This window comes from Prevotella pectinovora (genome assembly GCF_000834015.1).
Classification (GTDB): Bacteria; Bacteroidota; Bacteroidia; order Bacteroidales; family Bacteroidaceae; genus Prevotella; species Prevotella pectinovora.
Genome location: NZ_JXQI01000071.1, coordinates 1 through 15,490 on the forward strand (window position 1 = coordinate 1; position 15,490 = coordinate 15,490).

Genomic DNA, 15,490 nt, shown 5'->3' on the forward strand with positions numbered 1-15,490 from the left:
GCTTATAGCCAAATCGGTACGATATGAGCCTGAAGCATAGCATTATGCCTTGTATATTTCGCCGATATTGAATATGAATGTCGGATTTCAAGAAGGATTTCGAAAGATTAGAGGCTTTTTGATAGGATGTAGTTACTTCCATACTCTATATCTCATAAACAAATAATAAACTTAGAAGTTGCGCCCGACACGGATTAGGGTATTTACTATGGGATTATTCAATGTTTTCAAAAATAAATACAACAATAACCGATCGGCGGATGATATTACACTAAAGAATGTTGAGCAAAGAGGTGAACCAACTGATTGAATGGTTGTTAATACATGGAAAATAAATGAAGTATGAGTTTGGATGGACATTTCTCAATAAAGAGACTGGTAAGTTGCGAAGAATCGTCTCTTTTTCTTTCAATAAAGGAGATAAAATAATGATGCTAAATTCAGAAAACAAAATCAACAAAGACAAATTGAACTTTATGGTCAATGGAGTATCTTTCAATATGATACTTGTTGAGCATGGTAGCTTTATGATGGGGGCAACGGAAGAACAAGAAGCCCCAAAAGATGTTGAGAAACCGGCACATAAGGTAATAATCACCAGAGACTACTATATTGGTGAAACTCTGGTTACTCAAGAATTATTTAAAGCTGTGATGGGCGACTTTCCTCTTTTTTTTGAGCCATCAGGATTCAAGGGAGAAGATCTGCCAGTAGAGCATGCGTATCGTACTTATTTCCAAGAATTTATAGGGGCTTTAAACTGGAAACTACGAACTGTACTTGCTGGTAAGAAATTCAGACTTCCAACAGAAGCAGAGTGGGAGTTTGCCGCACGAGGCGGAAATAAAAGCAAAGGTTATAAGTATGCAGGAAGTAACAATCTGTGCGAAGTGGCTTGGTATAGTGAAAACAGCAATAATGAGACACATCCTGTAGCAAAACTGAAACCAAACGAATTAGGCATTTACGATATGAGTGGCAATGTCTCAGAGTGGTGTCAAGACAAGTTTTATGAATATTCGCATACCCCCCAGACGAATCCGATAGGACTGAAAAACATAACGGATCCGATAGAAATAAACCATGAGGGATTACGTATATGTCGTGGTGGCAGTTGGTATAACGAAGCCACATTGTGTCGCGTGTCTGATCGAGGCTACATCACTCCTATGCCCACAGCTTGTATAGGTATGCGGCTTGTCCTCTCCGATTGTATATATGAAACTCCAGACGAGAATGCCTATGATACGCATATGTCTGAAGAAGAAAAGCTATATAGAAAATTATGTGTTCCACATTATCTAGATCAAGTATTTGTACATGATCTTGGAGAAGGTATAGCCTTGGTGAAACATGTGATGGGGACAGATTTTAAACCTCGTTATTTGATGGACAAAGAGACGAAATGCGCATATGAGTTCATATCAGATTCTGAGATTCTACTTACTGTTACTGACGAAGATATAGATTGGGATAGTCTTAAAGGGCAGCCACAAGAAGTTCTTGACATGGCGAAAGCACATTCGTTCCATTTTTCTGGGTATATACATCAATATTATAATGGTGTAGCAGAAGTGGAATGGTGGCTTAATCCTGATGGCGTGTACGATATTTATGAGGGAGGTGGTTGCATGCCAGATGATAAAGAAGTCAATCTATTTGGTGCTATTGATCGAAAAGGAAAGGTCGTAAAGAAGTTTCGCCTTAAAAAGATGACATGTAGATTCCAAAATAGAAGTTGTGTCGGCCCAGGGATGGAGATACGCAGCTACGGATTGGGTAAATTTATATGTTCTTCGAAATAGCTGATGGGAATGCTTTTTATTGGCTTTATGATGGTTTTTTGTGCCATAACGCCAGCGATTGTTCTTCGATTGTTTAACGGAGGATGAATGAAGAACGATCGAAGAGTGATCGAGACCCTATCGAGAATCGAACGAGAAGTTATCGAAAAGTAAAATTATAAACAATCAGTCTTGTTTATTCGCTGTCACCGAATAAAAATAGCGAATTTTATTTTGCGCCACCGAATAAAAATCATATCTTTGTAGGAAAAAGCAGAGTATGGATAAGGAAATATTTAGAACGATAATCTCTGAGAATCAAGAATATATAGGAAGCATACCGTTGGTGGAGCGTCCCCTTGACTTGGAAGAGTATGGCAACTATGTGTTTGTGGGTGTAAGACAGGCAGGAAAATCCTACTTGTTGTATCAACGTGTGCAGCAATTATTGGCAGAAGGAAAGCTTTTGGAGGACATTGTTTATGTAAACTTCGATGACGAGCGTCTGCAAGGGATGGCTGCTACAGACTTCGATCTCATAATTCAAGCCTATCACAGCATGTATAGCGGTCAGCCGATATTCTTCTTTGATGAGATACAGAATGTGGATGGTTGGGCTAACTTTGCGCGTCGTCTTGCTAACTTGAAGTATCGTGTTTATGTTACGGGAAGCAATGCCAAGATGCTGAGCCGTGACATAGAGACCGTTTTGGGAGGCAGGTATCTTAGTGTGAATGTCTTTCCGTATAGCTTTAACGAATACCTTACGGCTGTTGGTGTAAACATTGCAGGAGGATGGCAGTATGGCAGGAAGGCTAATGAGTTGCAGCGTCATTTCAGAACTTACTTTGAATGGGGAGGTTTCCCGGAATTGGTCAACTTCCGCGAGAAGCGCATCTGGCTCAACAGCTTGTACAACCGCATATTCTTCAATGACCTTATTGTGCGTCATAAGATAAAGAACGAGGATGCCCTGCGTCTGTGTGTGCGTCGTTTGGCAGAAAGCGTGATGCAACCCTGCTCGTTGAACAGATTGAGCAACTTGGTTAAGTCGACAGGTGTTCGATGCAGTGCGTCAACCATTATGGAGTATGTGAGATATTTGCAGGAGTCTTGTCTGTTGATATCATTGGACAACTATGCCTCTAAGTTCACAGAAAAAGAAACGGTGAAGAAGCACTATTTTGTGGACAACGGACTGTTGCACCTCTTCATCAACAACCCTGACACACTGTTGCTTGAAAACCTATGTGCCATAACATTATATAAGAAGTATGGCTGTGGCATCTATTATTTCAACCGCAATATTGAGGTTGACTTCTATGTACCCGACGAGGGTCTGGCTGTTCAAGCCAGTTATAGAATGAGCGACGAGTCTACATTGGAACGTGAGGTAAAAGCCTTGGTAGCCCTTAATTCTTTATATCCTCTGAAAAAGGCAATGATTGTGACATACGAGGACGAGGGAGTGATGGAGCGCGATGGGTTGAAAATAGAGGTTGTGCCTGTTTGGAAATGGGTGCTAAATGGTGTATAATGAGACATTTGATTCATCGTGCTTACAAAGCAATGTTTGAACAAAGTGAGCTTTATAGAAAAATAAGAATTTTTTTCTGATAGGATATGGTTACTTCTGATCTCTATATCTCATAAACAGACAAACTTAGAAGTTGTGCCCGACACGGATTAGGGAAATCGATATGAAGAAAATTAAGATTACAGAGCAGATACATGTCCTTGGAACTACGTTTAAGGATATTTACGAGATAGCAGACTATTCGTGTAAGGAAATGCCCAAGGATGATGTATATGTAGGACAGTTCGTGAAACATCATCTTTGGTTTGATGAATGTGATTATCTCAGCGACAATTATTGGCATCGTAGCTTTGTATTTGCAAAGTCAAAAGATGAGGTTGAAAACAAATTGGAAAAGTTAAGAGAGTATCAATTCCCTGAATTAAGGGAAGAATTGGCACCAATGATATACTGGGATGATGAATACGATGATATGAAAGTAACGGATGATATTACATTAAAATGACACATAAAGAAAAAAAACAGGCAAGGGGATAGCCAACACTTTGAATACGCATATATAATACAGGGCTCGTTTCAATGTAGGTGTCTTGTCAAGGCTTACTACTTGAAACGAGCCTTATTCGTATAACTAACATTAATATGAAAATAAGATATACAACAATAAGCAAGACTGGTAGAAGGCATAACAATGAGGATGCCTTCAAGGTCATTGATATGCCTGAAAGCAATCGGTTTGTGGGAATAGTCTGTGACGGTATGGGCGGTCATTCCTTTGGAGAGACAGCCAGTGAAACGGTATGCAATACTATATCTGACTTTTGGAAGAAGCATATCAGTATGCCCGATTGTGACTCAAAGGTGAAACTTGCTTGTAAGAAAGCGAGTTGTGCAATTGACAAAAAGACATTTGAACTTCATCATGCAGAGATGGGTACGACCATGGTCATGGTAAGTATTGAGAACGATGTGGCAACCATTGCACATATTGGTGATAGTCGTTGTTATGTACAAAGACCTGGTGATGGATTACTTTATCAGACAAAAGACCATATCCGGCTTGATTTCGGATGGGAGATTGTTGCCAAATGCTTCTTCTCTTACCGCCCCGAAGTGGCTGTACCAGATATTCGACAAATCCAGCTGAAGGCTGGTGACAGAATATTATTGTGTTCGGACGGACTATACAAAAGCATAGCTCCAGACATCCTGCAAGCAAGGATGTTGGACGACAAGCCCTTGGAAGAGATACTTGATGTATTTGACTTTCTCTGTCAAAAACAAGGTGATGACAACTATACGGCAATATTGATGGAAATAGAATAAAATAAGGATAAGATGAGAAAGATACTATTAGAAATTGATTTGGCTATCTGTTCATTGTGGACTATAGCCGCATTGGGAAGCAGAATAGCATGGGTCGCTACTCCTGCAACATGGATTGTAATGTTACTTATTATGTCACGTCTGCTGCTCTCGTTCACGCTTTACCATAGGGAAAAGAAATCATGGATTCCAGGACTGCTGTTCATGGGATTGGCAGCCTTCGCTGTCAGTACAGAACTTGACATAAAACTTAATGAACTTGCCTCAAAAGTATTTCCATTGTTGAACATCGACTTTGACCAATGGTGGTATGTAGGGCTTACTTTAGCTGTGGCTACATGGTTGTGGGTAGTTCCTTTGGCGGTCTTCCTCGTCAATATCTTCCGTAAGGGTTTTCTGACAGACACCTTGACATGGAAAGACGCACTTGGCAAACTGCTCTGGACGGATAAGACTGCAAGGACATACTGTTCCCTACTGTTGATAACAACAGGCACATTGTATGCTGGTCTCGCTATGAATGCGAGGATATGTCTGTTCGCCTGTGTCGTGGCTCCGACACTGAGTTTCCATCTGCTTAAAAGATATTATGGATTGGAGAAAGGAAAAGTGTGGGTGTTGGTTATATCCATGCTGATATTCTTCTTTGCCCAACCCCATGCCGGACTGTTGCGAATGTCCATGTTGGGCATCAGTTTTAGCATGGTGATCTATGTATGTAGTTCCTTCTACCAGGACAAGAAAAAATTGTTACTGTCCGTTATATCAGCCATCTATGTGGGCATATTGTTGCCAAGTTTGGCCATAGGCAACAACCAATATACCTGCTTCAATGTAGGAAGAACCGGATATTATTCCCTTGACACTTATCCAGGCATATTCAGCATAGAGGACAAGAAAACAGGGAAGATAGGACTGCGTAGCAGATACGGCCTGTTGGTGAAACCGGAGTATGATGCCTTTGTCTATCATACATCAAGACATTGGTTTGGTGAGTTGGAACTGCGTAAGAACGGATATTACACCCTCTATGACATCTGTAATAGCGAGTATCGTAAAGACAATCATATTAGCCATCAACTGCAGGACAGTATCTGTCAAATTGTAGAAGAGCACCTCTCGGAGTACGACTATAAATCTGATGAAAGACTGGAAGTAAAACTAATAGAAGCAAAGAACAGCCAAGTACGCACTCATATCAAGGCTTTGAAAAACGGATCTGTCATTTACGACTACGATGACAAGGAAGCGTTTATACCAACAGATTCCATTTCATATACTCCAGGAACAATAGTTCGTGACTCCTTAATCATGTTAAAATGGTGTCAGTTGAAATCACTTAGCTATGCACACAGTGCGACCACAAATGATTCCGCTGTCTATAACATTCAGGTGACGCTTGCGAGAGAAAACATGCCCAAACCAAAGGAGGCAGAAATGCTTGTGCAAAAAATCTCATGTTTCCTGAGGTGCATTCTTCCAAAGAACTAAAGCTAGCCATTGAAAATATCCGTAGGATAAAGAATGTGGATGAGGTGGCAAGAATAGAAATTAAATAACAAAAATGAACAACATGAAAACTACTGCAATATTCAAAATGTCGGTATTGTTTCTGTTTGTCCTTTCCGTAGTATCCTGTAAAGGAAATAAAGGCGGATTGGATAATCAGGAATCCGATACTGTGATGGTTGCTAAAGACAGCATTCCATTTGTCTTGAAACATCTGGATGTTGACAAGAAAAAAGTGATGGCATACGTTACCTGTTCAGAACATACGGTTGACTCCTTGCTATCCATCGCAGATACAGCGTATAGCAAAACTGGTAGCTACAGTCTGGAAGACTTGGGCATGGACAATGAAGAGTATAACAAGTGGATTACAAAAGCCTACAAAGACACCATTTCTATCGTTATTGCCCTGTTCGATTCATACGCAAGTATGGTCAATTCGGGTACGGATGAAGCAAGCGCATCCTTTGTCTGGCATGAGGTAGCACGACTACAGATGAAGCACTTCTATAAAAAAACAGGTGGCGAATGGCAAGAACCTAATAGTTACGAAAAACTATTTCGGGTAATTAATGGAGTTGTGGAAACATACGACTGTGGTACCCAAGCCGACATGAATATGGCAGCCTGGCGTTCTGTCATGCCTGTTGACTATCGGCTGATAGAAGCATACAAGCAACTGGCGGATCTGTGTAATGACAAAGAGACAACGAAACTCATTCACGATGACTATATGTACACGCTAACCACTTATCGGGCACATCGTGACGGCATCGACGAGTGGTATTCCGATCTGCCTCGTGAGCAAGGTACACTGTTTGAATGGTTGCTAAGAAGCAAACTCGAAAATATCAATCTACTCATCAAGAACTACAAGAGAGGAAAGATAAACAACAATGCTGTCAATAAGAACTTGCAGGAACATCTGTGTCTTGCAAACAAAAGACAGGTAAAACTGACCAAAGATTTTCTTGATAGAGAAAGAGATGAATTTCGATGATGTCAAGCCAATGAAGTGATAGATTGAGGTTACTTCTATACTCTATATCGCATAAACAAACAAATAACAAACTTAGAAGTTGTGCCCGACACGGATTAGGGTATTGAGAAATGAAATCGTTAGCAAGCATTTTTGTCGTATTGTTCAGTATTATGATCGCTGCTACAATTGTTAGTTGTGACTCAAAGCCTTCTACAGCGAATTCGTACGCAAGTGAGGATGTTTATGAGGAGGAAAGCCAGAAAACGTTCCAATGTACGCTATGTAGCGGATATGGCGTTTATGCAGGATATACTTGTAACAGATGTGGTGGAACAGGAGAGATTGTGGCTGATTATGTAGAGACACGTTCAAACTCAGATGTCTCCTTTAGAGGCCGGTCTTTCTATTATGGAAGGTGTAATAGTGGGTGCGGTTGCCAGATTTACGAGCATAAACCAGGTCAGACAGAGTGCGTTAATTGTGCTGCAAATGGGTGTTCAACCACAAAACTCTATCATAAGAAAGAATATTGATACATCTGGGCAATGAAAAATTTTGTTGCAATATTGGTTTCCTCAAAGTTAATGCAATGTTGAGTAAAACAAAACAGAATATTATGATGAAGAATTGGTGCATATATATGATGATGCTGTTGTTCTTTGCAAGTTGCTCTGAACAACAGATAATTGAAGAAACGGCTTCTTCAACAAAGTTGGCAGAGCATAAGAGCATGACTGATGCTCCCCAAGATACAATCATGTCATTGCTCTATCAAGCTCGCTGGGGCGATGGTTCGGCATATCTGAAACTGGCAGATTGTTATCGAGATGGTATTGGGGTAAAGAAGGATTTCTTTGGTATGATTACAATGGCTCACATGGCTGAGTGGCGTGGAGCAATCAATCGCATAGATGACTATATCTACGGCTTGCCAGATGGTAATGATTACAAAACATTATTTCTCCTTATGGATGGCTATAAGTCGTATATTCAAGAGGATCCAGACAGTATAGAGCATGTACTACGTGCGAGCGATAGTCCTGAAGCAAAGACACTCCTCGGAATGATTACTGTTGACCAAGGAGACACAATATCAGGGATGAATATGATAAAAGAGGCAGCAAATCAAGGTTGTTCCTTGGCTGAACTGCTGTTAACCATACCTGATTGGGAAGGCAGACTGAGAGCAGATGCAACAAAGCTTGGCATAATTGCTCATCGTGTACCTCTCGCCTATCTGATTCTTGGTGACCTCTATTATGAACCTGACGATAATGGCAAATCAAACATGCAACTTGCTGTAGAATACTACATGAAAGCAGAAGAACATGCTGTGTTGGACCGACATGGCGCAGAAAGAGTGCTCGACTATTACAGAAATGGAGGGAATGTCCAACTGACAGAAGACGATGTCAAGCGATTGGAACTGATTGTACAACCTAAAGATGTAGAGACGGAATGAAAACAATAAAACAAACAGTTAGAACATTATTACTATTAATGCTAATACTCTGTAACATAGGAGCCTATGCTCAGAGAAAAGAAGTTCTGATGAATTTACGTTTGTAGGTTGTTTCCCTGCTGATAATCCGAAATACAACATCGGTATGGTTGTCATTCGTCCTCGAAAACATCCTGCAACTTTTGGTATACTGGTGAACCTTTATACCTTTGGTTATAAGTGGCATAAACAAAAAAAAGACGTAATGTATTGTCTACATTACGTCTTTCGTAGTTGCGGAGGCAGGACTCGAACATGCGACCTCCAGGTTATGAGCCTGGCGAGCTACCAACTGCTCCACTCCGCGATATTGATTATTTGTGCATTTCTTGATTGCGTGTGCAAAGGTATGAAGTTTTTGGGAAACTGCAAAACTTTTCAGCGGAAATCTTTAGTATTTGGTGTAATATTGACTTGCATCAATGGAATAATGCCGTATTTGTTGATTCGAATCGGTATTTGGGACGTTTTGATGTGTGCGGTGAAGGGATTGCCGCAATATGATAGCGTTCCCATTCAGAATGTTTGGTACGAACGTGATGGATGCGGAGGAGAGATTGCGGCGGAATGGCTTATATGGGTCCGTAATATATGGACATTTGGGTTTGGCAGATTGTTGTCTATAGGTCGGTAGCGGATATTTCGGATTCGTGTCGGAAGGGCATTATATAATAAGGTGTGCAGGGCGTCTGTGGCAGGATGAGAAGAGGACATTCATATTTATAACACTCAAAAACAGTCATTAGCACGTTTAATTTGTCAGGGGTGAATGCTCGTGGTGAATGCTTGTGGATATCCAGTTTCCGTCCGGAGGTTTATGTGGCTAATAAAGGTGGCGACAGGTCGTAAACAGACTGTTGGGGTTAAAAAAGATGTAAAAACAGAACATAAATGGTTATTTATTTTGCAATTTCCATAGAAATAAATACTTTTGCACATGTTAATGGCCGTGTGCAAGAAGACGGGATGTGCATCGAGGGTACAATCGGTGTGTGTCTGAGCGCCATGGCCGGTGGAACATACACGGAACACTTATCATATTATCATGTCAATATCAAAGACCCGACAGAAGTTGGTTGATGTGGCAAGACAGTTGTTTGCCCGCAACGGATTCGAAAACACCACTATGAACGATATCGCCCAGGCTTCAGGGAAGGGGCGCCGCACGCTGTATACCTATTTCAGCAGCAAGGAAGACATCTATTATGCCGTGATAGAGGGAGAGCTGGAGCGCTTGTCGGACAAGCTTGACGAGGTGGCGGCGAGGAATGTCAGGCCTCAGGACAAGATCATCGAACTGATATACACCCATCTGAGCATGATAAAGGAAACCGTGGTGAGAAACGGTAATCTGAGAGCCGCCTTCTTTCGCAACATCTGGATGGTGGAGAAGGTGAGGAAGCATTTCGACGAGGATGAGATAGAACTCTTCCGCAAGGTGTATACCGACGGCAAGCGCGAAGGAGAGTTCGACATCGACAACGTGGAACTCGTAGCCGACATCACCCACTATTGCATCAAGGGACTGGAAGTGCCCTATATCTATGGCCGCCTGGGTCATGGCATCACTCCTGAGGCGAGCAAACCGCTTGTCGCCAAGGTGGTATACGGCGCGCTGGGCAAGATCACGAACAAGAATTCAGACAGTGCGCGTCAGGATTGAAGCATCAGACAGTTTTATCCTTCTCCGTGCTTAGGATTAGGTGACGGGTAGATAGAAATACAGTATATACATATTATAAATATAAATACAACGAAAATGGGATTATTAACTGGTAAGACAGCACTCGTAACGGGTGCGGCACGCGGCATCGGTAAGGCTGTCGCAATGAAATTCGCCCAGGAGGGTGCAAACATCGCATTCACAGACCTCGTGCTCAACGACGATATGGCAGCAGGCCTTGAGGCCACACGCAAGGAAATCGAGGCACTCGGAGTGACCTGCCGCGCTTATGCCGGCAACGCTGCCGACTTTGCCGAGACAGAGAAGACCGTGAAGCAGATCCATGCCGACTTCGGTTCTATCGACATCCTCGTGAACAACGCCGGAATTACAAAAGACGGACTTATGCTGCGTATGACAGAGGCTCAGTGGGACGCTGTGCTGAACGTCAACCTGAAGTCAGCCTTCAATTTCATCCACGCTTGCTCTCCAATCATGTTGCGCCAGCGCGGTGGTTCTATCATCAATATGGCTTCTGTAGTGGGTGTCCACGGCAATGCAGGCCAGTGCAACTATGCCGCTTCAAAGGCAGGTATGATTGCTCTCGCCAAGAGTATCGCCCAGGAGCTCGGACCTAAGGGCATCCGTGCCAACGCCGTTGCTCCAGGCTTTATCGAGACAGCCATGACAGCCCAGCTGCCAGAGGATATCCGCAAGGACTGGATGAAGAAGATTCCATTGCGCCGTGGCGGTCAGACAGAAGATATCGCCAACGTATGCCTCTTCCTGGCTTCAGACATGTCAAGCTATGTCAGCGGTCAGGTTATCCAGATCGACGGCGGAATGAACATGTAATTCAGATACATATCTAAGGTTTAGAGAAGCTCGTCCACTGTGCCTTCATTCCGGAAGGGTAGGGGTGAGCTTCTTTTTTTTGAAGTTTTTTATCCATCAGGCATGAACGTAGTTTACGAAGACAACCATATCATCATCGTCAACAAGCGTAGCGGAGAGATTGTGCAGGGCGACAAGACCGGCGACAAGCCGCTCTCCGACACCGTGAAAGAGTATATCAAGGAGGCGTATGCCAAGCCCGGCAACGTGTTCCTCGGCGTGGTACACCGCTTAGACCGTCCTGTGAGCGGACTTGTGGTCTTTGCACGCACGTCGAAAGCCCTGTCGCGACTCAACGACATGTTCCGTACGGGCGACGTGCATAAGACATATTGGGCGCTCACCAAGAACCGTCCGCCCCACGAGGAAGGAACGATAGAGAGCTGGCTCGTGAGAAACGAGAAGCAGAACAAGAGCTATAGCTACGACCGCGAGAAGCCCGGTGCCAAGAAGGCGATACTGAAATACAAGGTGATCGGTGCGACAGACAACTACACCCTCATCGAAGTGAAGCTCCTCACCGGCCGTCACCATCAGATACGCTGTCAGCTCGCCAGCATCGGCTGTCCTATCAAGGGCGACCTGAAGTATGGTGCCAAGCGCAGCAATCCCGACGGCAGCATCTCGCTGCTCGCCCGTAGGGTGGAGTTTGTGCATCCTGTCTCCAAGCAGCCGATATGCGTTGAGGCTCCCGTTCCGGAATTACCGGAGTGGAAGACGTTCGGGAATTGATGATTCCAGAACGGGGTGCCCCTTTGTTGGGGGCATATTTATGGCTTTATCAGTTAAAATATAAAAAATGTGAGTCTGCTCGCTTTAAATTTAGTATTTTTGCAAATCATTTGTGGAACATTTGCAAATCTATTATTGGCATAAAACATTAACAACAATATAACTTGATGAAACAATTTAGATTAGTTGACAATATACTCGGATGGCTCGCCTTCCTTATTGCGGCCTTTGTATATTGCAGCACTATCGAGCCGACAGCCAGTTTCTGGGACTGTCCGGAGTTTATTACAACAGGTTACAAACTGGAGGTCGGTCACCCGCCTGGCGCACCGTTCTTCATGCTCACCGCCAACCTCTTCTCCCATTTTGCCAGCGACCCGTCGCAGGTGGCGAGGATGGTCAACACCATGAGCGCCCTGCTCAGTGCCACGTGTATCCTGTTCCTCTTCTGGACCATCACGCATCTGACGCGTAAGTTGCTCCTCAACGGATGGGAAGACCTCACCAAGTCAAAGCTCATCGCCATCGAGGCAAGCGGAATGGTGGGTGCGCTGATATACACGTTCAGCGACACCTTCTGGTTCAGCGCCGTAGAGGGAGAGGTATACGCCTATTCATCAGCCTTCACCGCAGTGGTGTTCTGGCTCATTCTGAAATGGGAAGACCATGCCGACGAGCCCCATAGCGACCGCTGGCTCGTGCTCATCATGTATATGACGGGATTGAGCATCGGTGTCCACCTGCTCAACCTGCTCTGTGTGCCGGCAATCGTGCTCGTATATTACTATCGCAAATTCCCGAATGCCAACGGCAAGGGCTCTCTCGTGGCGCTCTTCATCTCGTTCATCATCGTTGCAGCGATACTCTATGGAGTAGTGCCAGGCATCATCAAGGTGGGCGGATGGTTCGAGCTCTTCTTCGTCAACACCCTCGGCTTCAGCTTCAACACAGGAGTGATAATATACATCATGCTGCTCGTGGCCACCGTGGTGTGGGCAATCTACGAGAGTTTCAACGGCAACAACGGCTTGAGGGGCAACCTCTCGTTCGTGCTCTCCGTTGGCCTGCTCGGTATTCCGTTCTACGGATTCGGATGGTCGGCAGTGGTAATCGGAGTCGTGGTGCTGACAATATTGTATCTCGCCCTGAAATACAAGAAAGACGGCAAATACCTCATCACCGCCCGTATGAAGAACACCATGCTGCTCTCCATGCTGATGCTGATGATAGGATATTCCACATACGCCGTAATCGTGATCCGTTCTACCGCCAATCCGCCGATGGACCAGAACTCTCCGGAGGATATCTTCACTCTGGGCAGCTATCTCAGCCGCGACCAGTATGGCGACCGTCCGCTGTTCTACGGACAGGCATACACCTCACAGGTGAAATTCGACGAAGACGGACAGTATTGCATTCCTTCTAAGACCATCGGAGAACCGGTGTACCAGCGTAAGGAGAAAGCAAGCAAGGACGAGAAAGACTCATACTTCATAGTGAACACCAAAGACAAATATAACTATGCCCAGAACATGGTGTTCCCACGTATGTACGACTCATCCCATGCCGATGCCTACGAGAGCTGGATGGGCGGAGTAGACGGATATAACGTGGACTACGACAGATGCGGAGAGCCTATCCAGGTGAAGATGCCTACACAGCTCGAAAACATCCGCTTCTTCCTTTCATATCAGTGCAACTTCATGTACTGGCGCTACTTCATGTGGAACTTCGCCGGTCGTCAGAACGACCTGCAGGGCAATGGAGAGCTGGAGCACGGAAACTGGATTTCAGGAATACCGTTCCTTGACAACTTGCGCCTCGGCGACCAGAGCAAGCTCCCTGACGACCTCAAGGAGAACAAGGGACACAACGTGTTCTATTGCTTGCCGCTGCTGCTCGGTCTTATCGGACTCTTCTGGCAGGCACTCGCCAAGGGCGACAAGGGAACAAAGCAGTTCTGGGTGGTGTTCTTCCTCTTCTTCATGACCGGACTCGCCATCGTGATTTACCTCAACCAGACACCTATGCAGCCTCGTGAGCGCGACTATGCCTACGCCGGATCATTCTATGCCTTCGCGATATGGTGCGGAATGGGTGTGGCAGCAATCATCGACCTGATAAGAGAGAAGTTCAAGAAAGACAATGTAGCATTGGCAGCAGCAATCTCGGTTGCCTGTCTGCTCGTGCCGATACAGATGGCAAGCCAGACATGGGACGACCACGACCGCAGTGGAAGATATACCTGCCGCGATTTCGGACAGAACTATCTCATGTCATTGCAAGACGAGGGCAATCCGATCATCTTCACCAACGGCGACAACGACACCTTCCCTCTCTGGTATGACCAGGATACTGAGGGAATCCGTACCGATGCCCGTGTCTGCAACCTGTCGTATCTGCAGACCGACTGGTATATCGACCAGATGGTGCGCCCGGCATACGACTCTCCGTCGCTGCCAATCACATGGCCGAGACTCGACTACTGCTCAGGCACCAACGAATACATCGAGGTGCATCCAGACGCCAAGCAGGAGGTGCTCAACTTCTATAAGGAGTATCCGGAGCAGGCAAAGGCACAGTGGGGCGACAATCCGTTCGAACTCAAGAACGTGTTGAAATACTGGGTGCGCAGCCGCGACAAGGACAGCCACTTCATCCCTACCGACACACTCTATGTGACGATAGACAAGGACGCCGTGCGCAAGAGCGGCATGATGATGGCGAGCGACACCATTCCAGACCGCATGGTAATCTCGCTGAAAGGCAAGAACGCCCTCTACAAGAGCGACCTCATGATGCTCGAGCTCATCGCACAGAGCAATTGGGTGCGTCCTATCTATGTTGCGATGACCGTGGGACAGGAGAACTACATGAACCTCGGCGACAACTTCATCCAGGAGGGACTCGCCAACCGCATCACGCCGTTTACCACAAACAAGGGCAACGCTAAGAACTTCGACACGGAGAAGACATACTACAACGTGATGAAGCGATTCAAGTTCGGCGGCCTCGACAAACCGGGACTCTATCTCGACGAGACCGTGATGCGCATGTGTAACACCCACCGCAAGCTGATGTCGACCCTCGCCCTGCATCTCATTATAGAGGGCAAGAAAGACAAGGCTGCCAAGGTGCTCGCCTATGCCGACAAGATGATGCCGGCATACAACGTGCCGGTGAACTTCATGAGCGGAGGTCTCGACTATGCCGCCGCCTACGCCGAGATCGGCAACAAGGCAAAGGCAAAGCAGATGCTCGGATATGTGGTGAAGAACGCGGAGCAGTATGCCAACTGGTATCTCTCGCTCAGTCAAGACCGCTTCCTCATGTCGCAGCGCGACTGCATGCTTCAGCTTTATGTCTTGAACCAGGCACTTGAGGTGGCAAACAGTTTCGACCCGGCTGAGGCTCGCCGCATCAACGGTATCCTGAACCGTGTGGCACAGCAGTATTCAGCAAGAGGCGGACAGATGCCGCAGGAATAAGATGAACTTTCAGACAGTCTATCGCATGACAGCCTACAACCCCATGATGACAGTGGAGTAGGGCAGAAACAGGC

At 45.3% G+C, this 15,490-nt stretch carries 11 protein-coding genes and 1 tRNA gene; 11 read left to right on the forward strand and 1 reads right to left on the reverse strand.

Translation table 11 applies throughout. The annotated features are described in order from the left end of the window. Nucleotides 1-335 precede the first annotated feature (335 nt). The 7 genes from ST42_RS13295 (at nucleotide 336) to ST42_RS10525 (ending at nucleotide 8,600) form a co-directional block, all read left to right on the forward strand. Nucleotides 336-1,805, forward strand: a complete 1,470-nt coding sequence (locus ST42_RS13295; RefSeq protein WP_052488327.1) for a formylglycine-generating enzyme family protein — start codon at nucleotides 336-338, stop codon at nucleotides 1,803-1,805. Between the two features lie 259 nt (nucleotides 1,806-2,064). Beyond that, nucleotides 2,065-3,321 (forward strand): ATP-binding protein, encoded by a 1,257-nt coding sequence (locus ST42_RS10500; protein ID WP_042518019.1) that lies wholly within the window; start codon nucleotides 2,065-2,067, stop codon nucleotides 3,319-3,321. Between the two features lie 163 nt (nucleotides 3,322-3,484). Beyond that, complete coding sequence (locus ST42_RS10505; protein ID WP_044073485.1) at nucleotides 3,485-3,826, forward strand: hypothetical protein; 342 nt, start codon at nucleotides 3,485-3,487, stop codon at nucleotides 3,824-3,826. 137 nt (nucleotides 3,827-3,963) lie between these two features. Continuing rightward, nucleotides 3,964-4,647: a PP2C family protein-serine/threonine phosphatase gene (locus ST42_RS13300; protein WP_052488328.1), complete on the forward strand. Its 684-nt coding sequence runs from the start codon at nucleotides 3,964-3,966 to the stop codon at nucleotides 4,645-4,647. 12 nt (nucleotides 4,648-4,659) lie between these two features. Continuing rightward, nucleotides 4,660-6,138, forward strand: a complete 1,479-nt coding sequence (locus tag ST42_RS10515) for a hypothetical protein (protein WP_044073486.1) — start codon at nucleotides 4,660-4,662, stop codon at nucleotides 6,136-6,138. Nucleotides 6,139-6,211: 73 nt separating this feature from the next. Next, nucleotides 6,212-7,156: a hypothetical protein gene (locus ST42_RS10520; RefSeq protein ID WP_044073488.1), complete on the forward strand. Its 945-nt coding sequence runs from the start codon at nucleotides 6,212-6,214 to the stop codon at nucleotides 7,154-7,156. Nucleotides 7,157-7,667: 511 nt separating this feature from the next. Beyond that, nucleotides 7,668-8,600 carry a hypothetical protein gene (locus tag ST42_RS10525; protein WP_156139350.1) on the forward strand — a complete coding sequence of 311 codons (933 nt, stop codon included), beginning with the start codon at nucleotides 7,668-7,670 and terminating at the stop codon, nucleotides 8,598-8,600. Between the two features lie 273 nt (nucleotides 8,601-8,873). On the opposite strand, the gene ST42_RS10530 is transcribed toward ST42_RS10525, so the two are convergent. Then, nucleotides 8,874-8,946 (reverse strand) — tRNA-Met (locus ST42_RS10530). Between the two features lie 738 nt (nucleotides 8,947-9,684). On the opposite strand from ST42_RS10530, the gene ST42_RS10540 reads away from it, so the two are divergent. From ST42_RS10540 to ST42_RS10555, 4 genes are all read left to right on the forward strand, one after another. Further along, the gene (locus tag ST42_RS10540) at nucleotides 9,685-10,302 is read left to right on the forward strand and encodes a TetR/AcrR family transcriptional regulator (protein ID WP_044065389.1); all 618 of its coding nucleotides are present in this window, start codon (nucleotides 9,685-9,687) and stop codon (nucleotides 10,300-10,302) included. A gap of 96 nt (nucleotides 10,303-10,398) precedes the next feature. Further along, nucleotides 10,399-11,157, forward strand: coding sequence for a 3-oxoacyl-[acyl-carrier-protein] reductase (fabG, locus tag ST42_RS10545; protein ID WP_044065387.1), 759 nt, complete (start codon nucleotides 10,399-10,401; stop codon nucleotides 11,155-11,157). Between the two features lie 102 nt (nucleotides 11,158-11,259). Continuing rightward, the gene (locus ST42_RS10550; RefSeq protein ID WP_042518783.1) at nucleotides 11,260-11,928 is read left to right on the forward strand and encodes an RluA family pseudouridine synthase; all 669 of its coding nucleotides are present in this window, start codon (nucleotides 11,260-11,262) and stop codon (nucleotides 11,926-11,928) included. 167 nt (nucleotides 11,929-12,095) lie between these two features. Next, nucleotides 12,096-15,416, forward strand: coding sequence for a glycosyltransferase family 117 protein (locus tag ST42_RS10555; protein ID WP_044073492.1), 3,321 nt, complete (start codon nucleotides 12,096-12,098; stop codon nucleotides 15,414-15,416). Nucleotides 15,417-15,490: the final 74 nt, after the last annotated feature.